This is a genomic window from Cohnella abietis (assembly GCF_004295585.1).
Classification (GTDB): domain Bacteria; phylum Bacillota; class Bacilli; order Paenibacillales; family Paenibacillaceae; genus Cohnella; species Cohnella abietis.
In genome coordinates, this window is the sequence record NZ_AP019400.1 from 686291 (window position 1) to 712563 (window position 26273).

At 47.4% G+C, this 26273-nt stretch carries 17 protein-coding genes; 16 read left to right on the forward strand and 1 reads right to left on the reverse strand.

From position 1 onward, the window contains the following. The first annotated feature begins 24 nt into the window (after positions 1-24). From KCTCHS21_RS02885 to KCTCHS21_RS02950, 16 genes are all read left to right on the forward strand, one after another. Complete coding sequence (locus tag KCTCHS21_RS02885; protein WP_130605034.1) at positions 25-1656, forward strand: response regulator; 1632 nt, start codon at positions 25-27, stop codon at positions 1654-1656. 35 nt (positions 1657-1691) lie between these two features. Further along, positions 1692-3437, forward strand: a complete 1746-nt coding sequence (locus KCTCHS21_RS02890; RefSeq protein WP_162309253.1) for a sensor histidine kinase — start codon at positions 1692-1694, stop codon at positions 3435-3437. A 225-nt stretch (positions 3438-3662) separates the two neighbouring features. Then, the gene (locus KCTCHS21_RS02895) at positions 3663-4652 is read left to right on the forward strand and encodes an ABC transporter permease (RefSeq protein ID WP_130605036.1); all 990 of its coding nucleotides are present in this window, start codon (positions 3663-3665) and stop codon (positions 4650-4652) included. 35 nt (positions 4653-4687) lie between these two features. Then, positions 4688-5620: a carbohydrate ABC transporter permease gene (locus KCTCHS21_RS02900; protein WP_130605037.1), complete on the forward strand. Its 933-nt coding sequence runs from the start codon at positions 4688-4690 to the stop codon at positions 5618-5620. 121 nt (positions 5621-5741) lie between these two features. Next, a complete protein-coding gene (locus KCTCHS21_RS02905) occupies positions 5742-7349 on the forward strand; it encodes an ABC transporter substrate-binding protein (protein WP_162309254.1) in 1608 nt (535 codons plus the stop codon). Between the two features lie 690 nt (positions 7350-8039). Next, positions 8040-8162: a hypothetical protein gene (locus KCTCHS21_RS31890; RefSeq protein ID WP_269472740.1), complete on the forward strand. Its 123-nt coding sequence runs from the start codon at positions 8040-8042 to the stop codon at positions 8160-8162. 373 nt (positions 8163-8535) lie between these two features. Beyond that, a complete protein-coding gene (locus KCTCHS21_RS02910; protein ID WP_130605039.1) occupies positions 8536-9159 on the forward strand; it encodes a hypothetical protein in 624 nt (207 codons plus the stop codon). After that, positions 9149-9265: an ATP-binding cassette domain-containing protein gene (locus tag KCTCHS21_RS32070; RefSeq protein ID WP_197726530.1), complete on the forward strand. Its 117-nt coding sequence runs from the start codon at positions 9149-9151 to the stop codon at positions 9263-9265. The genes KCTCHS21_RS02910 and KCTCHS21_RS32070 overlap by 11 nt, the downstream gene beginning before the upstream one ends. 1 nt (position 9266) lies before the next feature. After that, positions 9267-9398: an ATP-binding cassette domain-containing protein gene (locus KCTCHS21_RS31615; RefSeq protein ID WP_269472741.1), complete on the forward strand. Its 132-nt coding sequence runs from the start codon at positions 9267-9269 to the stop codon at positions 9396-9398. A 601-nt stretch (positions 9399-9999) separates the two neighbouring features. Next, positions 10000-11700 (forward strand): TolB family protein, encoded by a 1701-nt coding sequence (locus tag KCTCHS21_RS02920; RefSeq protein ID WP_130605040.1) that lies wholly within the window; start codon positions 10000-10002, stop codon positions 11698-11700. A 275-nt stretch (positions 11701-11975) separates the two neighbouring features. Next, positions 11976-13334, forward strand: coding sequence for an extracellular solute-binding protein (locus tag KCTCHS21_RS02925; protein ID WP_130605041.1), 1359 nt, complete (start codon positions 11976-11978; stop codon positions 13332-13334). Positions 13335-13393: 59 nt separating this feature from the next. After that, positions 13394-14257, forward strand: a complete 864-nt coding sequence (locus tag KCTCHS21_RS02930; RefSeq protein ID WP_130605042.1) for a carbohydrate ABC transporter permease — start codon at positions 13394-13396, stop codon at positions 14255-14257. 2 nt (positions 14258-14259) lie between these two features. Continuing rightward, the gene (locus KCTCHS21_RS02935) at positions 14260-15081 is read left to right on the forward strand and encodes a carbohydrate ABC transporter permease (RefSeq protein WP_130605043.1); all 822 of its coding nucleotides are present in this window, start codon (positions 14260-14262) and stop codon (positions 15079-15081) included. A 48-nt stretch (positions 15082-15129) separates the two neighbouring features. Further along, positions 15130-16920: a sensor histidine kinase gene (locus tag KCTCHS21_RS02940; protein WP_130605044.1), complete on the forward strand. Its 1791-nt coding sequence runs from the start codon at positions 15130-15132 to the stop codon at positions 16918-16920. Between the two features lie 28 nt (positions 16921-16948). After that, positions 16949-18016, forward strand: coding sequence for a response regulator (locus KCTCHS21_RS02945; RefSeq protein ID WP_130605045.1), 1068 nt, complete (start codon positions 16949-16951; stop codon positions 18014-18016). 144 nt (positions 18017-18160) lie between these two features. Continuing rightward, positions 18161-24778, forward strand: a complete 6618-nt coding sequence (locus KCTCHS21_RS02950) for a discoidin domain-containing protein (RefSeq protein WP_162309255.1) — start codon at positions 18161-18163, stop codon at positions 24776-24778. 68 nt (positions 24779-24846) lie between these two features. Here KCTCHS21_RS02950 and melA read toward each other — a convergent pair whose 3' ends face one another. Beyond that, positions 24847-26259, reverse strand: a complete 1413-nt coding sequence (melA, locus tag KCTCHS21_RS02955; protein ID WP_130605047.1) for an alpha-galactosidase — start codon at positions 26257-26259, stop codon at positions 24847-24849. Positions 26260-26273: the final 14 nt, after the last annotated feature.

Sequence of the window (26273 nt, forward strand, 5' to 3'; positions counted from 1 at the left end):
TCGTGAACGGGAGAGGATGACCGAATGGCTAGCGTGCTAATTGTAGATGACGAACCGATTATATGCGGTGCGGTGAGTCGCTTTCTGCTACGGTCGGATATCGGTATCGACCGCGTGGAAACGGCATTAAATGGATTCGAGGCTCTGGACTATTTACGTCTGGAGCCTTTTGACCTTGTGATAACCGACATCCAGATGGGTGGAATGAATGGAATTGAGCTGATGGAGATCATATTCTCCGAACATCCGGATTTGCCGGTAATTGTCATTTCAGCGCACGAGGATTTTCAATATGCTCAACAGGCACTACGGCTCGGGGCGCACGATTATTTAATTAAGCCCGTAGAAAGCGAGCATCTGTGCCAGATCGTAGGTTCTTTGCTTCAACGGCGACATATGCAGAAAGCCCGCGAGTGGGAGTCGACGATCCGCCACAAGTATGCCTTTGAACAGTTGATCACGACAAAGACAGTTCTGCTTAATGAATGGTTGACGGACGAAGCGGATTGGGAAGAAGAAGAGAGTAAGGCTGTATTGGACGATCTAGAATTGAGTTTGCCGGGACCGTATTTCTGTGTCTGGAGTGTGGAAATCGATCTCGACGTAGCGGAAGAGATCCGAAATACCCGATTTAAGGTTAAGGACCGACGACTCTTGCTCTTCGCCGCGCTAAACCTATTGGAGGAAAGTCTCTCAAATTGGGAGGCGCTTTCGTTCTATGCTCAAGGTGGTCATCTGGTGACGATTTTTTCAGTGAGCGAGGAGGAGATGAGGCAATGGGGGGGCGACGAACTGAGGCAAATGCACCTAATCGCCAGAACGGTTTACACCAATCTCACCCAATATTTGCGGCTGAAAGGCTCGATCGGCATCAGCCACACGGAGCGCGGCATCAGTCGGATTCCAAAGCTGTACCGGGAAACAAAAGAGGCACTGGAGAGCCGAAAAGTCGCCAACGATTCACTGCCGGTATACTATATCGGCGATATAGAGCGGAGTGCTGATAAGCTGATGCACGTCTGGCAGAAGCGGCTGGAAGGGCTCGTTAAAGACTTGCGACAATGCAGTGAGCCGCATGAAGCGGAAATCGTAACGGATGAGCTGCTGGCGGAACTCGAGAAGCTCGGTATGCCTGAGGATCGCCGCGCCAGCTGCCTACTGCAGGCGGCTTACTGCGTTTACGGCTTGTTAGACGTCAGGCTTGATTCGCATGAGGAGGGCAGACAGGTACCGGAGCCGCAATCGATTGCTTCAGCAGTCACTACACGTGAACGGTTGCCAGAAGTACGTGACTATTTCCGCAGCGCGGTTGAGGCGGTCATTCGTGGTCATTTGCAGCGCGAGCATTCGACTATGAAACGGGCGATCGAGTACTTGAAGCGGCACTATTCAAATAAGGGACTCAAGCTACAGGACGTCGCGCGCGAAGTGCACTTAAGCCCGAATTATTTCAGTTATTTGTTCAAGAAAACGACGGACAAAAATCTGTGGGATTACTTGACGGAGCTGCGCATGGAGGAAGCTAAGAAGCTTCTGCTCGGTAGCGACTTGAAACGATACGAAATCGCGGAAATGATCGGATACGAAGCGCCGGAACACTTCAGTCGTGTGTTCAAGAAGTTTTACGGCGTCAGTCCGGCCGATTACCGCAAGTAGCATAGCCGTTTGGGATGGCGTTAAGGGGGCAGGTCATGCAAATCAAGCATAAGGTGATACTGTCGTTCATCGTCATAATCGTCATTCCGTTTTTGCTCGTCGGTTATTTCTCTATGCGCCACGCATCCGACATGACAAAGACCCAAGTAAGCGACGCTCTTTACCGACTGGCCAAGCAGAATGGCATGACGATTGAACGAACACTGGACGGGATGAACAACAAAACGCTGAAGTTCATCGACGAGCATTTTACCGAAGACGCAAAGTCGCCAATTGATTTGAAGAGTATTGACGAATCGAATTACAACACTGTCAGTGAGCTCATCTCCAAGTATTCACTCGACGGAACGTCCTACGTGCTCTACGCCCGTCGGCTAGGTGAGAATCAGGACGAGCTACCATTCGAACAAGTAAAGTCAGGATTGATCTTCGCTTCAAAGGATGAGCTGCCGGATTTTTACGAGGAATCGGTCAAGCTGCGAGGTACGGGCATAATTCGTTACGTTTCGTTCGGTAACTCGTTGCCGACGATCTGCTATATCCGGGCCATTCTTGAGCCGGGAAATACGGAGAATGTCCTTGGTGTGTTATATGTTACCAATCTGGAGATTCTGCTCTACAATGATATCTGGAGCTCTCAGATTCCCAGTGGGAGCGGTGTTTATTTACTGAATGACCGATCCGAGATTCTTGTGTCTATGCCGGATCGGCCGCGAGGTGAGATCATGGAATTGCCCCAAAAGGCGCGGTTGCCCGTGACAGGCCAAGAGACATTGAACTGGAATCGTAAGATTACGTTCTTCGCACATATTTTTCAGACGAAGTACGATACGAAGCTCGTTTACGAAGTGCCAGTCAAATCGATGATCGGGGAGCAGGAGTCGTATCAGCGTGTGTTGTTGATCGTCATGACACTGTGCTTCTTATTGATCGCAGGTTATCTGGTCTACTTGGTCAGCGTGATGCTCGGACCTCTTCGGAAGCTCAGCCGGGTGGCGGAAAAGTACGAGCCTGGCATGACGTTCGGCATTGGAAAGACGACGCGTCGCAAGGACGAAATTGGTAAAGTGTATGAATCATTCGACCGAATGACAGATCGAGTGAACCAACTGGTGCGCGAGCGATATATGCTGGAAATTAAACAGCAGGAGATGGAATTGATAACGCTTCATACGCAAGTTACGCCGCATCTGCTGTACAATACACTCGATTCGATCTATTGGCTAGCCATCGATAAAGACAAGCCGGAGCTGGCACGAATGGTCAAGGACCTGTCGTCACTGCTGCGAATCGGACTTAGCCGTGGTCGGGAGCTCGTGGCGGTTCGCGATGAGTTGCAGCATATCCAAGCCTATGTGCGACTTCAATTGGAACGCTATAACCATGTCTTTACGGTACATTGGGTGATTGAAGAAGGCGTGATGGAGTTATTGACGCCGAAGGTGATCTTGCAGCCGATTGTCGAAAATTCAATTTTGCATGGTGTTGGCAAAATGGACGGTGAAGGGGAAATCTGGATACGAATAGACTCCACCGAAGAGGACCTGACGTTTGTTGTCGAAGATAATGGCTTTAAGGCACCAGATCCGGACATGCTGAACCGCCAATTGGCGAACGGGGAAGGCGGATACGGGATTCGCAACGTTGATCGCCGCATAAAGCTACATTTCGACTCAAGTTACGGCATCTGTTATTCGGCCAGGTCTGGCGGTGGACTACGTGCCGAAATACGCATGCCACTCCGAAAGCCGGAAACGCAAGCGAGCGAAGGAAGTACATAGTGCCACACCGGTAAGGCATTCGGCTATGTCGGAAAGCGTTCATTCTGCGACGAAGTACTCGCCGCAGGATGGCGCTTTTTTCTTTTTTGGCATCGGAGCGAGCGAAGCGGTTGCCTAAGTATAGGAATATCCGTCACGAAAATGGAAACACACGTCATCGTAACACATCCGGCCAGCTTCTATAATGAATATGTACACAAGGAGAGATTGTAAGGAGGAAGCAGTATGGCAAGCAACACGACACGGCTCCGCCCAATTGAGACAGGAGAACTGTTCGCCCAGGATCGTGAAACCGGCAGAATCAAGCGTTTCTGGCGCAGGTTATTCTCGTATCGGGCGCTTTATCTGATGTTCATTCCGGGACTAATCGTACTCATTCTCAATAACTACTTGCCGATTAGCGGAGTCGTAATCGCTTTCAAAAACGTGAACTACATCGACGGTCCCTTCGGTAGCCCTTGGGTTGGATTCCGAAACTTCGAGTTTTTATTCAATAACCCGGATGCGTTCCGAGCGATTCGAAATACGGTAGGCTACAGTCTGACGTTCATGATCATGACAACAATGATGTCGGTTTCCGTCGCTCTGCTGTTCAACGAGCTTCGAAGCAAGTACGCGGCACGGTTCTATCAGAGCTTGATGATCTTGCCTTACTTTCTGTCGATGGTTGTCGTAAGTTACCTGGTATTCGCCTTTCTGAGCCCGCAAGGCGGATTCCTCGGCGGGGTCATGTCTCGGTTTGACATACAGCAGGTTGACTGGTACACATCGCCTGAATATTGGCCGTACCTGCTCGTCCTGATCACGCTCTGGAAGGGAGTCGGCTACAACTCTATCATCTACATCGCGGGTATAACCGGCATCGATACTGAGTATTACGAGGCCGCCGTAATCGATGGCGCCAGCAGGTGGCATCAGGCTCTATACATCACGTTGCCGATGATAAGGCCACTCATCATCATCCTGACGTTACTGTCGATGGCTAACATATTTATTTCGGATTTCGGTTTATTCTATCAAGTGACGCTAAATTCCGGCATGCTGTACAATACGACGGATGTCATTGATACCTTCGTTTACCGTGCACTCATAAAACTTAACGATATTGGGATGTCTTCCGCCGCGGCGCTCATCCAATCGGTTGTCGGATTCATCCTCGTGCTCTCCTCGAACCTAGTCGTTCGTCGTATCAGCAAAGAAGACGCCTTATTCTAGGATAACGGTGCAAACAGCCTTTGGAGGTATCTTTTATGCAAACAAACGCGATTCCGCGACTAGCAAAGTCAGATAAGCGAGAGAATTCCGTCGGGCCGCTCGTATCGTTCCTGATCCATCTACTGTTCATTCTATTTTCGCTAGCGTGCATCGTCCCTGTCATTCTAGTCGTAGTTGTTTCGTTTACGAGCGAGTCCTCGGTCGTGGCACACGGCTATCAATTTTGGCCGCAGGAATGGTCGGTACAAGCTTATAGCTTCCTGTTCAAGGATTCGTCGACGGTCGTTCGAGCTTACATCATTAGTATTTTACTAACCGTCGTAGGCACCTTACTAAACGTTTTCATAATGGCATTGTACGCTTATCCGCTTTCCCGGCGCGATTTACCGTACCGACAAGTGTTCACGTTCCTCCTTGTGTTCGTCATGCTGTTCAGTGGCGGTACGGTTGCAAAATACATGGTGTTCACGAAAGTACTGGATATCAAAGACACGTACATGGCGCTACTCTTGCCGTTGCTGATGCTACCGTTTTACGTGATCGTTATGCGAACGTTCTTTCAGACGACGATCCACCCGGCGATTATTGAATCAGCCAAAATTGACGGAGCAGGTGAATTTCGCATCTTCGCCCGGATTATCGCGCCACTGTCACTTCCGGTTTTCGCGACGGTCGCTTTGTTCAGCACAATCAATTATTGGAATGATTGGTTTAATGCGCTTTTGTTCATCGACGATTCAAGCAAATTACCGCTGCAATATTTGATGATAAAAGTTATGAACGATGTACAGTTCATCAAGGAGCAAATGGATCCTGCCGCTGTCGTGCACCTCAATTTGGCAAATATGCCGGGAGAGACGCTGAGGATGGCGATGGTTGCCGTTGGTATCGGCCCGGTGATATTTGCTTATCCTTTCTTACAACGTTACTTCATTCAGGGTTTGACGGTCGGGTCGGTTAAAGGTTGACCTTTGGCAGGCTGGAGCGTGACGCGTTGCCGGCACCTAAAGAAGATTGGCTACTTCCGGCGTATTTGCACCGGTTAGCATAGTATTTGCAATGAAATCATTCATACTTGGAGGGTCAACAATGACAAAGAAAGGCAAGGTTTCGACATTATCGCTTGCTGTGCTAATGGCAACCTCGTTATCGCTCGCTGCATGCAGCAACAACGCGAACAACGGAGGTGATAACAGCGCTGCACCATCGAGTCCCGCCACGTCAAGCCAGTCGAATTCCACTACCGAAGCGACGCCGGCTGTTAAGGATCTTCAGCCTTACGAAGTTTCGATCTACATGCCGGGCTCACCGCAAAAGGATCAATCTGCAGTCGAGCAAAACATTGCGGAGTTACTTAAAGACAAGGTCCCGAACACGACTGTAAAACTGAATTACGTGGATTGGGGCGCTTATCAACAAAAGACTAATCTGATGCTGCAAACGGGCGAGCCGATGGATTTGGTATTTGCGCCGGAATGGTATCAATTTTTCTCCAATGCGGTTAAAGGTGCATTCCTAGCACTGAACGATGATGGATTGCCGCAAGGCAACCTGCTTGAACAGTATGGGCAAGGCATTAAATCTGTCATCGACCCGCTGTATCTCGAGGCGCCGATCGTGGACAGCAAGCTGTATGCAATCCCGACGAACAAAGAGATCGCTCAAGGCCGGGGTTTCGCGTTCCGGAAGGATATCATAGAGAAGTATGGCTTCGATGTCAGCGGCGTGAAGGAATTGAAAGATATCGAGCCGTTCCTGCAAACGATCAAGGAGAAGGAACCCAACATCTACCCGGTATACGCCAATAAGCAAGACTCGGCAGCCGACTGGCAGCCGGACTATGGCTATCAACCGCTATTCTCGAACGGTGCGTTTATTAATCGCAACGGCGACGCGAACAAGGTCATTTCGACGACCGATGCTGGCTATGCGGCCAAGGAGCTAGAAGGTTATAAGCTGCTAAATGAATGGTACAAAAAAGGCTACGTGAACAAAACAGCCGCCACGACGCAGGAGAAGATTGCTGACGTGGAAGCGGCAGGTAAAATTTGGTGGGTGCCGACAACGACAGCGCCAGGTCGGGCAGAGGCGCAACGCATCAAGAATACAAGCGGCCAAGGACCTGAGTTCTGGGATTGGATCGTTGTTAACAGTCAAAACCCGCTCGTCACGACTCCAATGGCGACTGGCTCGCAATTCGCAATCGCCCGCGCTTCGAAGGATCCGGTGCGCGCCATGATGGTACTAAACGAGTTGTACGTTAACAAGGATTTGCTTAATACGGTTGTATTCGGCCTGGAAGGTAAGCATTATAACAAAGTATCGGACAACAAAATTTCTCTGATTCCAGATTCCGGATACTCGCCAGGCAACGGCTGGATCATCGGGAACCAATTGAACAATTATTTGCTCGACAATGAGAAGGACGACAAGTACGAAGAATATGTAACCTTTAATAAAACGGCAGAACGTTCGCCACTGCTCGGTTTCAACTTCAATCCGGATCCTGTTAAGACTCAGGTCGCAGCTTTTAATACGATTTGGGATGAATACAAGGACATTCTTCGTACTGGTGCTGTCGATCCAGGGCCGATTGTGCAGAAGCGCAACGGGAAGCTAGAGAAGGCAGGCTTGCAGCAAATCGCCGATGAGGTGCAGAAGCAGCTGGATGCTTGGAAAGTTGCAAACGGTAAGTAAATGTAATGAATCGGGTCTAGAATGAGAGACGTGGGACCGGCATCTGAAGTGATGTAATTCTTCGGGGGGCCGGTCCTATTTTCTAATAAGATCAGAAAGTATAAAATCACTACCCTATTTCAATATGCACTGGTTGCTAGGAGACAAATAAAGTACCCCAAAGTGCCCCGCACTCTTGTGACAAGAGGAGTACGATGTATTTCGCTTGAGTAGAATGCTTTTCATCGTTAATAGCTAGTAGGGGCGTCTCCAAAGACGCAATAGTGATGTTTATGATCGTACTTTCTACACAATAGGCCTCTGCGCATGATCATTTTCTCCGAAGTAGAATGTTTTTCATCGTTAATAGCTAGTAGGGGCGTCTTCAAAGACGCAATAGCGATGTTTATGATCGTACTTGCTACACAATAGGCCTCTGCGCATGATCATTTTCTCCGAAGTAGAATGTTTTTCATCGTTAATAGCTAGTAGGGGCGTCTTCAAAGACGCAATAGCGATGTTTATGATCGTACTTGTTACACAATAGAACTCTACGCCTGATCATTTTCGTCAAAGTAGAATGTTTTTCAGTTATTCAGAATGGATAAGTTTCGCCATATCCATTTCTGAATAACCTCAAGCATAAAGAGCTTTCGCTATCCAAAAGACAGCGAAAGCTCTTTATGCTTGAAATGATAATATTACAGAAAAATGAGCAGCAGTATTCCTGCAGCGAAGCAGTCGATATTGGTGAGAGTATCGGCAAATGAAGCGTTAGACATTCACTCGATGGTCTCTGCGCCACTTGGAGTTGCAGACCGCATAATTGTTTAGGCGATTAAAGGCTAGTGTGAAGTCCATCATCGAATACAACGAAAGTGAGTGAAAGAAGCAGATGATTAGACGGGATTGTTCGACTAATAGTTATTGTAGAGCCTCCATCGTAATGACTGCTTTGTTATGCTGTACTCGATAGTGAGCCATGTACTGTAAATTCGCAAAATGTAATCACGGTTACAGATTGTAATCACCTTAAATGATATAACAATAAAGAAAGCACGCATATTTAGTGTTATTAATCGTAATGACGCCATTATTATCATTGCAGGTAGGTGATGTCATAACTAGGATGGACACGAATGAATTGACTATTTAACGGTATAAATAATGCTTGGGTAAATATCTATTTCAGAAAAGAGGAAATGGAATGAATGTAAAAAAGCTGGTTTTATCTATGTCAGGCACTTTCGTATTGGGGATCATCGTCGGGGCGACCTTATTATACAATAATTCGGTTTACAACGCAGTTAAGGATGCACTGAATGGAAATGCCACGCAAAATTCAGTAGGCAGCGTAAACGGGATTGGTGGTATGACACAGCTTAACGTTAATGGCATGGATCTTGAAACAGCGCTGATGGCTGTGCAGAACAATCGTGCAAGTTTGTTAGAGAGCCAGTTGAAAGATCAAATCGCATCCGTACAAGCCCAGAATGAAAAAGTCATAAAACTGAATCAATTGTTGGGAGTTATTAATGAAGAGCTAGGGAAGCTTCCTTCAGATGCTAAGGCTGATTATGCTGTGCAGCTAGCTGACAAGGGTGCCCTGTTCACTGCTATGGCTATGGCTATACCGCACACGAAAGAGGAACTGCAGAGCCTGCTGGGACAAATCAAGGCACAGATTGATAGTGCAAGCAATAGTCAGCAAATGGACATGCTTCGCCTGCAAAGTATAACTAATAAACGTAACGAAGCCTTCGATTTAATGACAAATTTTATTACTAAAATGCAAGAATCTAGAAGCAGTATTATAGGAAATATGCGTTGATGAGTTAAACCCATGCGAGAGCGGCTCTGGTAAGTCGACCTTGGCCGAATTGATAATAGGCCTGCAGCGACCGACCGTCGGTTCCATCGCGTGGGAAGTTCCATGAGGTGAAGCTATCCGCTGATTATATGGATCGCTTCACCTCGGCATGCTCCGGCGGACAGAAGCAGAGGATCGCGATCGCAAGGGCGCTGACCATGTCGCCGCAATTGCTTGGGCCGAAGAGATTACTTCGATAGTTCCTTCTGTTCCCGGTAGGGACGGGCTGATTATAGAATTATCATATTGAAAAGAAGAGCCATCGTCGAGGAGTGGTCAAGCCTACTTAAATCATGAATGGGATACCCCTGAGCCGAATAAAAGAATCGCGACACAAGAAACCGACACAAAGTAGTCGCGTTTCGTTTGGGGAGCCACATGGGGGAGTAGCTCAATGTCCTCCTTGGGTCTGAAGCGACTCCCTCGCCTCTACCAACCTGTGAGAGAGCACCGTACTAGGTGCTCTTTTGCTTTACGTTTGGGTACTTTTCGGATAGTTAATGGCGGTTAAAAAGCCTTGATATGAATGGGATAGCGGCGATGGCTGTTGTTGAATGTCGAGACTGCCTCTCATAGGCTATAGCGCGGAAATGTAACTCTTTCAAGGTCACGAAACGTTGTATTTCAACCTTGATGGGTGCTCATCTATTACACTATCCGGTTCCACAGACGGTGATATTGTACTATAATGTTGAATATTGGAAATAGAAAAGTGGTTATAAAATTATGGAGGCTACTCGAGATACTGGCTATTCAATGCAACTAAAATGCAATAATACTATGAATAATAGAGGAGACATCATGGAAAATTCCAACACACAGGTTGGTTCAACAAACACAGGATCCAAATCGCAAAAAAATAAAAAGGTAATGCTTATTTCAGCAGTCATTGTTATCGCTATTGTTATTGCAGTTATTGTGAAAATCATTAATTCCTACGGAACAGATAAGGCGTTGCTAGATTCCGATAATGAAAATGTAATTTTATATTATTCGAAAAATGAAGAAATTATCATTCAGCTAAATAATGAAATATTTAATTTAGGCAATGGCAGTGTAGGAGACAATGGTGCAGATTTTGATTTGGAAAAAGTATATGCATTAATAGATGACTCTCAAAATGATACGGAAAAATTATATCTTCTCAATAACAAAGTTAAAACTGAAATTGCGGATGATGTACATGCTGCTACTATATCAGATGATGGTAGCCAATTAGCTTATCTGAAAAATATGGATGGCACGAACTATACAGGAACATTATTTGTACATAATGTTGCGACAGCAGAAGCAAATAGAATAACTGACGATGTCTTACATGCAGTGCTTTCACCTGATGGTAATACGGTCATGTACAGTGTGTTTGAGTCGGAGGATAAGTGGAGTAGCTATTATAAAATAGGAGATAATGAGCCAGTAAAGATCGGTGAACAACTTATATTGTTTGCTCTGTCTAATGAGGCGCAATATATATATTACGCCAAGTCCAATGATCCACTCGATAAGAATGAAATAGGTACTTTATACGTTCAATCGAAAAATGAAACAATGAAACTTAATAACAATATAGCTCTAGACGATCATTACATGAGTGATACATACAATGATAATGGTAGTTCGCTTATTTTCAATAAGGATTATACTGAAGTTCTTGTATCGAGCGAAGAACAGAGCATTTATAGTAAAGGAATGAAATTTGCCAATAAAGTAAGTGAGACAGGCATTATGAACATAGTAAATAAAAACATAAAAAATAAAAAAGATCAACGCTATGATGCTGCTTCTACTCTAGGGATTGAAGTTTTGACTTACGATGTTGCTCATCTAAATGATTTAGTTTATAGATCAAATAATAAAGAAATCGTTATATTTGATGGGAAAGGAAATATCAAAAATATATTTGACGATTGCACCTCTAGAATGAACGATTGTAGTAGTAATAATCTTGCTATAGTTGGTAATGACTTATTTTATAATAATCCCATTATGGGCGTGTCAGGAAAATTTAATGTAGTGGATAACGTTCATGAAGAAGTTAAAGTAGTCAACGCAGATATTGACGATCAGCCTCTCTTTTTTGAAGATTTTTTGCAATCAAAAGATAGTAAAATAACTTATTTAATCGATAAACATGGCATATTCAAAGTAGGAAAAGATAGTAAAGTTGAACTAATATTTGCGAATCGCGATGCTGGTGAATTTATATGGGATTATTATATTTCAAGAGGTACTTCCAATCTATATTATACTATCTATAAAGATGGCAAAGCTTCTTTATTTGTTATGAATACCATCGGCGAAAAGAAGCAAATTGCGGATGATGCACAAGATATCATTGGTACACCTGATGGTACTCTGTATTACTTCAGAAAGGGAGATCAAGAAGGTAAATTCAATTTATATCGTTCTAACAAGGAAGGTACTTTTGATCTAATAAATGCAGATATCGAAGCGTATGGAGTCAGTTCTTCTTATGGTAATAGCAGAAATTCGCAAACATGAGTTTTAAACAGGCTTAGGTAAGGTGAATACTCACAGGAATGTTATAGATGGCTTCCTCATTGAAGATTTTTTCCTATAACTGTGCTATGACGTAGCTTTCAACGTATAAGCCTCCATTAAGCCACTCCTTTGCGGGTGGTTTTTTGCATGTTTTCATATCCACTGAAGAGCAAAAGAAATGTGACAGGTTCGCAAGCATTGTCAATTGTTTGAAATTTCTGGCGGATAGATAATAGAGAAGACCAAGAAGGATATAAAAATGGGAGGTTGCAAAAATGAACGCCAGATCAAAAACGGTCTCAATCGTACTTGCATCAATGCTTACCGTCTCATCATTGCTTGGAGCGTGCTCAAAGGACAACAACGCTAACGGGAATACGGGAGGAAGCCAGTCCGGAACGGAAACGAAAAGCACGGAAACCCCGAAACCGACAGGGAAACAAGATGTCACGCTAAGCATGCTGATTGATTCGGCCAACAACGAGCAAAATACAAGCATCATTAATCAGGCTGCGGAAATCGCCAGCAAGAACAGCACGAAGTATAACATCAAGGTGCGTTTGGACACGATTCCGAATGCGGATAAGGATAAAAAAGTAGATGTTCTCGCAGCAGGTGCCAATTTACCCGATCTGGTAGCTTCGGGGCCCAAGCAGGTTTGGATGAAGCGGGGGTTACTCGCCGATCTCACAGACTGGTTTAACCAATCGCCATTGAAGGACGATTATATGTACCCTAGTTTGCTGGAAGAAGGCAAAAATGACGGCAAGATTTACGCTGTGCCTATTAAAGCGGACTCCATGTTCCTAATCTACAATAAAGATTTGCTGCAGAAGGCTGGCATAGAAAACACGAATTTTACTTCCATCACTTGGGACGAATGGCAAGTGATGCTTGAGAAAATTAAACAAGCCAAGCTAAAAGCGAAAAACGGCAAGGATGTTAAAGGGTTTACTTTCCGCATCAGCACTTCTGAATCGGCCCCTTTCATCTTTAGCTCCGGCGGTGAATTTTTCTCGCAGGATGGAAATGAAGCGCGCTTCGATAGCCCAGAAGCTGCCGAGGGTTTGGCGAAGCTGAAGAGCTTGGTGACGAACGGCTATGCTGATAAGCCAGAAACGGACTATGCGAACTGGATGAGCGTGTTTTTTAACGAAAACGCAGCGTTCACGATTACCGGCGGATGGTCGCTGTCATCCTATAAGGATGGCGGACTTGATCTTAATAAATTAGGGTACTCCACAGTGCCCAAAATGAAAACAAACACTTCATATTTTGGTCCAGGCCTTTCATTTTCCATATTCGATACCAGCAAAAACAAAGAAGCGGCCCAAGAGTTTCTAACCGCTATGTACACGAGTGATATTTATAAGCAATGGCTGGAGTTGACTGCGGGCATTCCAGTTCTGAAGTCGTTGGCGGATGATCCGGTATTTGCCGACAACCCCATTAAAGGAGTGCTTGGCGAGCAATTGAACGACATCAAGCCGATTCATTCGGACAACTCCCCGAGCTTCTGGACCCAATACGATCAACTTTTGGAAAAGATTCTATTGACGAATACCGATATCGCCTCGGAACAAAAGACATTGCAAAGCACCATTCAGAAGGAAATCTCAAACAACTTAAAATAAGCAGGCGCGGGGAAGAAGGAGAACACCTTCTTCCTCCGTTGCTAGAGAGGTGACGCCAGTTGGGTTTTAAAAAGCGTGAGAGCTTGCAGGCCTATCTATTAACCAGTCCCGTCGTACTGTTTTATGTAATTATATTTGTGTACCCGCTGGCGCGTATGCTTGTATTGTCCTTTCAGAGCTACGATTTTTATTCTCCGCCAACTTTTGTCGGTCTGAGCAATTATATTCAACTTGTGGATGATCATGAACTGATCAAAAAATTGCTAGGCACGTTATTCTACTGGACGATTGGACCGGTAACTATTGTTGCTGCTTTTCTAGTTGCGCTATCGATGAGCAAGCTACGCTGGGGACAGACTTTATTTCGCGCAGCCTACTATGGAACCTCGATGGCCCCAATGGTAGCATTGGCAGTCGTGTTCACGTATTTGTTCTCTCCTAACCATGGCATCGTGAATTTCGTACTGACCGAGCTGCATTTGCAGCCGATTGAGTGGCTTTATCAGCCTTTGCTAGCCAAACTTGTCGTGATGTTCATTTTCTTTTTCATGAATATCGGATTTTATGCCATCTTGTTTTTGTCCGGCATCCTGGGTGTGGATCAAAATCTATATGCTGCCGCCGAATTGGATGGAGCTGGACAATGGCGGAAAACATTCCATGTCACATTGCCGCAAATTCGCCCGGTTATCGTCTTCGCGACCATTCTGATGACTATCTCCATATTTCAGATGTATGGACAGATTGTCATCTTAACGAAAGGCGGACCTTACGGCAGTACGGAAACGGTATTTATGTATGCGATTAATAAGGCTTTCTCCGACCATCAGATGGGGTATGCGGCGGCAATAGTCATTGTTCTCTCTGTTTTGCTGGCGCTAATCTCTTACGGCATATTAAAAATAGGGGAGGAGAAGGAGTAGTAATGGAAAATTCAAAGAAGCAGCATTATGTCAGCTTTATCTTTTTAACATGCGGAATTATATTCGTGTCATTTCCCTTGCTGATTCTGTTGTTCTCTTCTTTCAAGCCGAATACGGAGGTGTACACATTTCCGTTCCGCTTTTTCCCGCAGCATTGGACTCTGGACAACTATGCGGACGCCTGGAAAAACAATTTAAGCAGATATGTATGGAATTCAATTGTTACTTCGCTCGTTCCGACCGTTACGGCCATTATTTTCGGATTATTGGCGGCGTATGCGTTAGCTAAAATGAAGTTTGCGGGGAAGGGACTGCTGCTCAAGTTTATCGTTGTTATGATGCTAGTTCCTTTCGATATTTTGATTTTTCCTATGTTCCAGTTATTCAAAAGCTTTCATCTGCTCGACTCGTTGGCCGGAATTATGGTGCCTGGTCTGGTCAGCGCCTTTGGCGTGTTTCTGATGCGTCAATTTATGCTGCAAATTCCGGACGAGTTAATCGAGGCGGCCAGAATCGATGGCTGTGGACTGACTGGTATTCTTACATCCGTCGTCTTGCCGAACGTAACCCCCGGCATTGCAGTGCTTGGCATAACGACTTTCCTCTATAACTGGAACGTGTTCACCTGGCCTTTTATTATTACAACGGGTGAAACGAATAAGACGCTCTCGGTCGGATTAGCCAGCATGGTTACTTCTATTAACAATTTTAATCCCGGAGGTTTGTTGGCAGGCGGTATCATCATGGTTATACCCGTGTTTATTCTGTTCGTGTTTTTCCAGAAGGGAATTACGCAAGTCTATATGACTACCGGGATCAAATAGCGTATGCTATAGTGGTAAAAACTGGACAATGGGAGGGTGCGTTGTCCCGTGCTGACTTCAATGCGCAGCAGAATGGTTTTTCTCGTTTTGCTAATGAATCTGGTTCTGACAGTAGCCGTCGCATTCGTAATCCTCAATTACAATTATGTCGCAACCAAGCGTACGGTCGACCAGTATAACCGTCAGCTTGCATACGATACAATGGAATCGCTGGACATCAAAAACAAAAAATACGGGGAAGTTTCCCTGCAAATTATGACGAGCTCGATAGTGCAGGATAAGCTGTCGGAGTTGCTAGAATCGGATTTGACTGACATCAATAGATTGGCATTTAAAACGGAATTGATGAATTTTTTGAATCAATATTATTATACCTCGGATGAAATCGAAAGCATTCGTGTCTGGTTCGGGCATGACAAGGTCATCTATGTCGGTCAGCCCCCGCTCAAGGACAATAATGGTTATGAAAAGCAAAGCGGATACCGATTGTCCAGACAGAGCCCAACGCATTTGACCTGGGTGGCCAATTCCGATAAAACGTTGTCCCAATGGCACATTATTACGAAATTCCAGACCAACCGAGATCGATCGGACAGCAAGTCCAATCAGGTTATCGGAGCAGTGGAAATCAATATGAAGCCGGATCGATTGCTTCAAAGCATGGAGAAGCTTAAAGTCATTCCCGATGTCCGATTCAGTTATATTAATAAGGATCAGAGTCTACTATTTCACTATCCCAATCAGGACAATGGCGATGAGGACGTTATAGCCATTCTTGAGAGTTTCAAGAATGGCACCCAAAGCGCCGCTTCCTTTATGCTACAATCGAAGGGCTATTTTATTGAAAAATCTTATTTAGATATGTATTTGATTATTTCTTATCCCATTGAAAACTTCTTTCATTACATATCCGTCGCAGGCGCGCAGATCGTTTTCATTGCAGTCGTCATATTATTAATATCAATTCTCGGTGTTATCTATATATCGAACATGACGACAAAACCGCTAAAGACCGTATTAAAAGGAATTCATACCTTTGGCGGAGGTGCATTAGGTGAAAGAATTCCTGGTACGGGCGTCAGAGAAATTGACCTCATTGGTAGCGGTTTGAACCGCATGGCGAGACAGATTCAAAATTTGCTCGAAGACCAGGTTCAATTTAAGCAAGTTGAGTACCAATTGGCAATGAAGAATAAGCAAGCCGAATTGCGGGCTCTACGCAATCAGATCAATCCGCATTTTCTATTTAATACGCTGCAGTCCATTAATTCCGTTGCAATTCGAAAAACCGGTGCAGAAACCGAAGTAAACCATATGATTGTTCACTTGTCCAAGCTGCTGCGTGAGAGTATCTACAATATCAAAAATTTAATTAGCGTGGAAGATGAACTGAACAACCTGTGGGCTTACGTTCAGCTTCAGCACTACCGTTTCAGCGATCGTTTTCAAGTCAAATGGAAAATCGATTATCAAGCTTTGAATAAAAAAGTGCCTTGCTTAGTGCTACAGCCCTTGATGGAGAATGCCATTAACCACGGTGTATTTCATGCCGATAAGGACGACGTTATGATTACCGTGACGAGTGAATTCCTTGATCAAGAGTTGAAGCTGACGATAGAGGATCAGGGCTGCGGAATGGAAAAGACGACGTTGGAAGGACTTCTAACTAGATTGCACGATAGTGAAAGCCAGCCGACTCCGGAAATGGGAGGTGTCGGATTGTTCAATACCCATAACCGCTTGCTGTACGAATTTGGAAGTCGGTACGAAATGGATGTGCACAGTGAACCGAACAAGGGCACCAGGGTCCAGATCCGGATTCGTTTCGACTGCGACTAACGATGACTACTGAGGCGGTGAGACAGCAATGTACGAGGCGTTAATAGTGGACGATGAACGAATGATTAGAGAGGACCTGAAGGATTTCGTGAATTGGCAAGACTATGGCTTTTCAAAGGTCAGACTTGCGAGGCACGGAGTAGAAGCGATGGAAATCACCGAGGGGGCGTTTCCCGATCTAATTCTGGCTGATATCAATATGCCTAAAATGAATGGGTTGGAGCTAATTCGCGGTTTGCGAGAGCAAGGATTCGAGGGACATTTCATTGTGATTACCGCTCACGGTGAATTCGAATATGCCCGGCAGGCTATTTCCTTCGGTGTTAAGGAGTATATTCTAAAGCCCATTGATTTTGCAAAATTGAATCAGATTGTCAGGCTGATATCCGAGGAATTGAAAGAAGAAAGAGGTAAAGGAAAGGATACCCAGTTTGCGCTTATATCCAAAGGCTTGATTCGTGACATTCTGCAGGCTGCGGACTCGCTACGCAGAGAAGATGCGCAGCAAGCAATCGAAACGCTGTTTGAGAAGTGTTTGACTCTGGAACAGCCGCTGGAAGCATTGGTTATATTGCTTCAAAATACAATTGTGCAGGCGGAAACGATGCTGAACGATCGCAACCCCTCGTATTACGCCTCGCAACAGTCCGTTTTCCTGGACCTCATGACCCGCTTGAAGGAATGTGGAACGTTTGCTGAAACTCGGAATCTCTTCGATCAATTGGCAGCGTATATTTCTGATTTTATAGAAACGTTGGATTCGTCGGAAGGGAAAGGCGAGTTTAGCCATTTCAAACGGCTGATCAAGGAGCATTTGTCCGAAGATATTTCTCTAGAATGGCTGTCGCAGCGCGTCCATATGAGCGCAAATTATCTCAGTGTAGCTTTCAAGAAAGAAACGGGTGAAAACTTCAACGATTATTTGACCCGTGAAAAAATGCTTTTTGCGCGATCGCTGTTGTTGCAGCGGGACAAAAAAATTAACAAGGTAGGCGCGTTGATCGGATACGCCAATTACCGCAGCTTCAGCCGGGCATTTAAAAACTATTTCGGTTGTTCGCCTAGCGATTTTCGCGACAAGTACAGCGGTCATTGAGGATAAGAATAGGCTAATTCAAGGGAACGCTGCTGCGTTCTCTTTTTTGTATCGGAACTGAGTACGAATTGTTGTGTATTCTAAAGAATTGTCAATTGAAGCCCTGTGGCGAGGATGCGATCATACGTGTATGCGCTTTCACCCATGTACGGTCTATTAAGATTCAACGGATCGATTAACGGGGTGCTGGTTCAATCATTTTCGTGCCAAGTGCACAGTGAAGGGAATGTGTTGATTATGGAAGCTAAGCAACCGAAAAAGAGAGGGGCAAGCAGCAAAAGGGTTTTGGCAGCGTTGTTGACGGCAGTAGTTATCTTCAACCTAGCCGTGTTCGCAGCGCCTCCCAGGGCTGAGGCGGCAGCTACTGCGAAAGGCGCGCCGGATGTGCGGATAACAGCAACCGCGATTACCGCCTCCTCCAGCAAAACCGGACACGAGCCGGGAATGGTGCAGGACGGCATATTCAATGACAATGCTAACAGTTGGGCGCCGGCCGCCAGACCGACGGCTGCGGCTCCGCAATGGATTATGCTCGACTTCGGGCACTCGGTACGTGTAGGCGCACTTGAAGCGTCAGTCACCTCGAGCGAGGGGCCGAAATCCTACGCGATACAAACTTCAGACGACGGTACCCATTTTAGCACTGTGGTATCGAAAAGTGTTCAGAGCAGCCGGACGTTGTTCAGCGGCTGGGATACCGTGAGCGCCAGGTATGTGCGGCTGTACATCACGGATAGCTTCGGCGATGAGAGCGCAATTAACGAGATTACCGTCTACCCGGATATTCTACCGCATCGTGTCGGCGTTCTGTCTTGCTTTCCGGATATGAAAAATTTTGGCGACAAAGGCTTTGACGCACTGCAAGAGCAATATCAGCAGCTGGATAACCTGTGCGTCAGCATTGCCGATCCGGGAAGTCCCGGCATTAATATTATGCCAGAGTTGATCGACAATACTAAATTCCCAAACGGTATATCGGGTCAGGACGCGGTTGCTTATGTAAGCGACCCCGGACACTACTCGTGGAGCTATGCGGATAACTTCTTCAATCGGTTTATTAATAAAGGTCTCGATGTTTGGATAGGGTTTCAAGGGTTTACCAAACGTGCTTTTCCTGACTTCTATTCCGATATTATCGACGAATCGGGTCGCATGATCGAGCATCGGGACTTCTTCAACGAAACGAACAACCGGACCATCATTGAAGTTGCCAAGCAGACGATGCGGCACTTCGACAGCAATCCGTATATCCGGATTTTTTCCATACTCGGACCTGGATGGTACGGCGGCATCGAATATTATTCGGGTAGCAATCCAGAGCTTCTGGCCGTATATAGCGAAAGTGCCCAGAACAATTTTAGAAGATGGCTGGAGAATAAATATACGACAATTGATAAATTGAACGTGGCATGGGGAAAGCATTACGTCGACTTCGACGAAATCCAGTCTCCTCTGCCTAATAGAACGAATGTGAATGCGGTAGACGACAGGCCAGAGTGGGCCGACCTGATGTTTTGGAAGATCGAATATATGGACAAGTATACCGACGACTATATGACCGCCATGCGCTCGGTTTCGGACAAGGTCATCACGGTTGAGGTGGACGGCGGCTATCAGAGCGCGCCGATGGAAACTGGGGAAAGCATGGGTAAGATTGCGCGGGATTTCAGCAAATACGACAATGTTATTCTGGGCAATAGCAATCTGGACGCACCATACGGCGTTGCACAGTATACGGCGACGGCGAGATTCTACCAGCTGCAGGGCTCTATGGACGATACAGGGTTCTCTTCTGAAAAAGCGCAGGCCGACAACGCCTTTAACTTCCTGAGCCGCGGTGCCGGCACGATGGCACATTTTGCGACAGGCGCGGATTACAGTGAATATAACGGCTCGTCGGGCACCTGGGATCCGAACGGCGAATATACGGGCACCGATCTGTATCGCTACATGAAAGACAACGCGAAGAAATTAAGGGAGATTAAACCGAAGCCTGTAGTATCGGACGTGCTCATTTTCAATCCGTGGTACGCCAATCTGTTCCGCAAGGGCTACGATCGCAATGATCACAATTTTATTTTCGATGCCGATCATGGTGTTTCCTGGTTCGGTTCAGCTTTCGCGAGCTGGACCCATCATCTCAGTTCGCCCGACCTGCTCGACGATTTCCCGATCGAGGATGGCGCGCTCAAAAACTATAAAGTGTTCATCAGTCCCAATATGGACGTGACGCTGACGTCCGATAAGGCAGAGGCGAAAATTAAAGATTGGGTAAACAAGGGAGGAGCATTCGTCAGCTTCGGCAAAGACAGCTTCAACTACCGTTTGGATTTGGATACGCAGCGTGTGACAGGCAGCGATGAGGTAAGCTCATGGATGATGGGCATGTCGGGCGGAGCCGAGGCGGTCGAACGGGTAGGCACGACCGTCAAGGTTTCAGCTGGAGCGCCGGCATGGCTCAAGTCGCTTTCCACAGGACAGACGGTTAACGTAAGTCTTGACGGGCCGTCGCAAGGGAAAGCATTTAAACGGTTAGTACCCGGTGCTGTTCCCGTGTTGGAGGACGAGGGCGGCAATATCATCATGTCCGAGCTCAAGGTTGGCAAGGGAAGCGTGTTATTCAGCACCCTGCCCGTTGCGAATAACGCAATGTTCAAAGATACGTTTATGAGCCGCTTGCTCTCCGATTACGCGGATTCGCGCGGTATCCAACGTACGGTCACCTTCGACCCGGACAAATTCCATGTCGTGGACGCAGGCGTTGATTCATACAGCGGCAAAAGAGTTATCGAGGTGGCAAGGAACGAGAGCACAAGCGCAAGCGATGTGTTGATCATTAAGCACACGTCGTCGCTGGACAATGTCGATGCGGTCATCGATCTCAGTTGGGAAAGAGACAGCATGATCAACTATACCTTTAAGCCGGGAAAAGCGTTTGTTTATGTTCCTAGTCCAGAGGGGGCCGTCACCGGATCCGGCATCATTGAGGAGGTCGATGGCAAACAAGTCATTACACTGGATTTGGGCAACAGCTATAACATCAAAACGATTGCGCTTGATGGGGAAAACCGGGTCGAAGGCTTAACCTTCGACAATGGAGCTTATGGAAGCGGTTGGAAAACGTTTGGTCCCGCTTTTGGAACCGTGCCTGCGCAAGCAGCAAACGGCGAATTTATGGCCAATTCATCAGCAGGTGGCACAGATGCGCTGGGCAAAATCACAAGCGGTCTGTTCACGATAACGGATGATGTACTGGCGTTTAGCTCCGCAGGCTATAAAGGCACCGTATTGGCTGGTCCGCCGCCAGCAGCACAGCCCAAGCTTATCGCAGGCTTCGAGACGGGTGACTGGAGCGAGCTCGCATCTATCGACACGAACGCGTTCGGCAGCGCTCCGGCAACCGGCGGAGCCGGATGGGTCGGTAATTGGAGCGGCCACTACGCCGCATCATCGATAGGTGGAGAGCTGAAGGGCAAGCTTCAAACCAAAAGCTTCGTTATTGATCGGCCTATGCTGACATTCAAAGGCGCGGGCTGGAATGGCACTACTTACGGGAATGGACCTTGGCCGTACCAGCTGAATAACCGGTATTATTTAAAGGATGCGTCAACCGGAGAGGTATTGATTGAGCGGGCGCCCGAGAACCGGGTGGGTGACAGTGGCAAGTTTATGGACTATGCCTGGGATGTATCGGCGTATGCTGGCCGCGAGGTCTATTTCGAGATGGTGGACGCGATAGGGGCGGACGAAGCGGCACAGTACGGCGGCGGCTTCGAATGGCTTGCAGTCGATGACATCATGCTGACAGGTGAACCGTTCGATGCTCCAGCTCAATCAACCGGATTCAACGCCTACTACTTAAAGGCGGCGGATGGGACCGTGCTGCGTACTGCTTATCCGGCGGATAACGGCGAGATCAGCAATGTGGCGTGGGACGTGTCGAATCTGAAGGGTAAATTGGTCTATTTTGAAGCGGACGACGGTAACGATAATGCAGACGATGGTTGGATGGCGTTCGGGAATTTGTTCGGGTACAACAACAAAGATCATACCGAGGATCCTTATTGGTCGTTCGAGTCCGGAACTTATGAGGACTGGGAACGTACTGGGAACGCATTCCCGTCCGAGCCGAGCTCGCTGAAGGCGGGCCGGCCGCTCGGTACGGATAACGGAAAATACTGGGCGGATTCGCTGGTAAACGGGGAGAGTGCGACTGGAACGTTAACCTCGAAGGAATTCGTGATTGAAAAACCGTTTTTGACTTTCCTTGCCGCCGGCTGGAACGGACAAAGCAATTGGAGTCCTCCTAAAAATTATTATGAATTGGTCGACCAAGACGGTCAGCGGCTTCGAATCGCCACGCCTCCCGGCATGCAGTCGCAACCGCTGAATCAATTCATCAAGCAGTTCTGGGACGTTTCGGATCTTACGGGCAAGACGGTCCGATTCCGTATGGTCGATGGGGACTCAGGCAGCGGCTACGCTTGGATGACACTCGACAGCATTGCGCAGGAGGACAACTTCAACTTCGAAAGCGGCAGCTATACGACCTGGACGTCTGTTGGGGCCTTTGGCGGAGCGCCATCGGGCGCCGTGCAGCATCCGGCTGCGACGGGGGCACGGGGTTTGAAATGGGCGGATTCCTATAACGGAGGCGCGGGATCCATCGGCACGACAACAAGCGCGCCGTTTACGCTCGGAGCGAACTTTATCCGATTCCTCGCTGCTGGATACAGCGACAATGGGAACAATTACTATCGTCTTGTGGACGAGAATGGCAGCGAAATCGGCAGGGTTGATCCTCCCAACGATACAAACTTCAAAATGCTGTCGATTGATGCGACAGGGCATGCTGGGAGCAAGGTGCATTTTGAAGCAGTGGACGGAAGCACTGACACAAGTGCAGGCTGGCTTGCTTTTGACGACCTGAACTGGCGGAAGCTGCTTCCCGAAAGCGTGGCATTGAGTGTTTCGAACGACGGTGTTGAATGGACGAAGCTTGCAGACTTGGACGGAAAAGAAGCGACTCGTCTCACTTACTCGATACCAGGAGGAGCAAACAAGCGGTATGTGCGGTTCGAATTGGCAAACGACAGGTTTGACAGCGGTATTCTGGATATGATCAAAATCGAACAGAATGTCGAAAAGATCGCATCCGGTACGCTTTCTTCTGACGGCATGCTGGACTTGGGAGCCGAAAAAAAGGTCAACGGAATTCAACTGGCATTTGACGGCAATCCGACGAATAAGAGCTTCATTATTGAAGTCTCGGCCAATGGTCACGATTGGTCGCGGGTATACAAGGCGATAGACAGCAAGCGAGGTATCATCAAAGCTATGGTTCCTACCGTCACCGCAAGGTATATTCGCGTAAACGGATTAGCGGTAGCGACTGCTACGCATGTCACGACCTATTTGGTCTCGGAGCCTGCGATATCGCCTGATTATGTAAGCGAGCCGACCGACGGAACGGGGAAAATCGACATGAGCAATCCTCCTTCGAACGGTGGCCCTACAACGATAATATCAACAATATCGCCTTCGATTTCGGTGCCGAAGCTTATTGTTACCCATAACGGAGCTGTCGCGACCGTGTCCGCCTCCGTTAAGGCAACGCTCGACCCGGCAACCGGAAAAGCTGAGGTCCACATAGAGGACCGTTTGATTACAGCTTTGATCGACAAGGTGAAGACACTCAAAGCCGAGGGGTTGAAGGTGGAAATCGAAATTAAAGTGGAGGATGCGGAACAGGCCAATGTGGTAGTTGTCGAAATCTCAGGAGATTCCTTCAAGCTGGTGGGGGATGCCATACAGGGTGCTTTAAAGGTAGATGCCGGCATCGGGAACGTTACCTTTGATTCCAAAGCAATTGCTTCTATTAACGGTGCTGGGAAAACGGGGAACATCGGCATCAGCATCTCCAAGGTGGAGAAAAGCGCATTAACCTCAGAGAATCGGACCAAGATCGGGGATCGCCCGGTTTATGAGTTTTCCGTCTCCGCAGGTAAAACGAAGCTGGCCGATTTCGGCGGAGGTAGCGCGGACGTTAGCATTCCTTATACGCGTAAGCCCGGCGAGAAGAAGAACGCCATTATTGTCTACAATATTGACGATGCTGGGAAGCTTCAAACGATTAGAGGCAGATATGACGATGTTGCAGGAGCCGTTCGTTTTAAGACCGCGTTTCTTTCGAGGTTTGCCATAGGTTACAACGAAGTATCCTTTAGGGATGTGGCTGCGAATGCCTGGTACAACGAGGCTGTAGGATTCATGTCGGCCAGAGATTTTATCAAAGGTGTAGGAAGCGAGAGATTCGCTCCCGACGTCAACGTCAGCCGCGCCGATTTCCTTGTGATGGTGATGAATGCTTACGGCATTGATGTCGATGCAACTACATCAGGCAACTTTGCGGATGCAGGAAGCAAGTACTATACCCCATATCTGGGAACAGCTAAACGCCTTGGCCTTATTTCCGGAACAGGAGATAACCACTTCGCGCCCGAGGCCTCCATTAGCCGGCAGGACATGATGGTCGTTCTGTATCGGGCATTGGACAAATTAGGAGAGCTGCCGACAGGTAAAAGCGGGACTGCGTTTGACAGCTTCAAGGATGCAGGTGCTGTTGCGGATTATGCCAGAGCTGCTGTTAAGCTGTTTGTGGAAACCGGAATTGTTCGGGGCAATGGGACGACTCTCGATATGAAGAGTGTTTCCACGAGAGCGCAGGCTGCTCAAGTGCTGTACGGCCTGATGTCCAGATAGTAAAATTTAGAATGAAATAGGACCTGCCCGACTTATCTGAAGTCGGGCAGGTCCTATATATTTATGGCTTATTTCGCTAGCTCTCCGAAGCGGGAGAAGACAGCGAGTGCCGGGTCTATCGGAACTTCGGCCCGAACGATGTCGGCCGGAATCATGATGTCTGGCGTCGGACGTGGGCTTCGGTTGGCGAATAGCGGTAGCCATTCGCGCTGCGCGTCCAGCATCTCCGTAACCATATCGCGGATCTCCTTCAAGGTGAGCACAGACGAAGTCAGTGGGTCGAGAGCGATCGCCTGTACGACCGTCTCTGGGTCGCCGGACTTGGCAGCTAGCACGGCTAGTCGCTGCACATTGATGTTAGTCATGTTTAGTGCTGCGCACTGTGGAGGGATTTCGCCGATGATTGTCCGATGGAGACCCGTACGATCAGCGAACACCGCACCCTCTGCGCAGCACTCGTCTGGCAGGTTCGAGATCATGCCATTATTACGCAAATTCCCACTGAACTTGAACGTTTTTCCGGTTTCCAATGCTTCGATAATATATGCACAATACTCGACACTGCGCGTAGGCAGATCGTATGATTCGTCCTTCAGGATATCCTGATCCTTGTATTTGTCTGCGACATACATGCACCATGCATAATACGCGCCGGACTCTCCGCCGAAGGAGGGCTCGTCGCAATACAAGTCGAGTGCCTTGCGATTTTTGCGGAACCAAGGAACATATTCCGAAAGATGCCCGGTGGACTCGGTCATGAAGTAGCCGAAGTGGCGGAACACTTCTCCACGTACCTTCTCGTTTACATAAAATTCCGGTTGTTCGAACTTCTCGCGAAGAATCGGATACAGATCACGACCTTGGTGGGACAGCTCCGTAAACCAACCCATATGATTGATGCCCGCAGAGACATAGTCGATCTCTTGCTTGGGAACAGCTACGTATCCTGCAATCAGATCCAGCGTCGTCTGCACGCCATGACACAAGCCGACATATTGAATATTCGTCTCACCAAGCGCCCAGCAGATCATGGCCATCGGATTGACATAGTTGAGCAGCGTTGCCTTCGGGCACAGTTCCTCCATGTCGCGCGCAACATCCAAGATAACTGGAATGCTGCGCAGCGCACGGAATACGCCGCCTGGCCCAAGTGTATCACCAATACATTGATCGATACCATATTTCAATGGGATCTTGTAGTCCAGCTCGAAGGCGGAAACGCCGCCCACTTGGAATGACGTGATGACGTAATTCGCCCCGGCCAGCGCCTCTCTGCGATCAGTCGTAACCGTTACCTTCGATTTGAGTCCATTTTGCTCAATGACCTTATCAGCAAACGCTTTAACTTGGGATGTTTTCCCTGTCGAGGGAGCCATTAGAACGAATTCGGTGTCTTCAAGCTCCGGAGTGGCCATAATGTCGAGCATTAGCGTTTTACAGAACACGATGCTTCCAGCGCCAATAATCGCGATTCTCTTCATACTTGAATCCCATC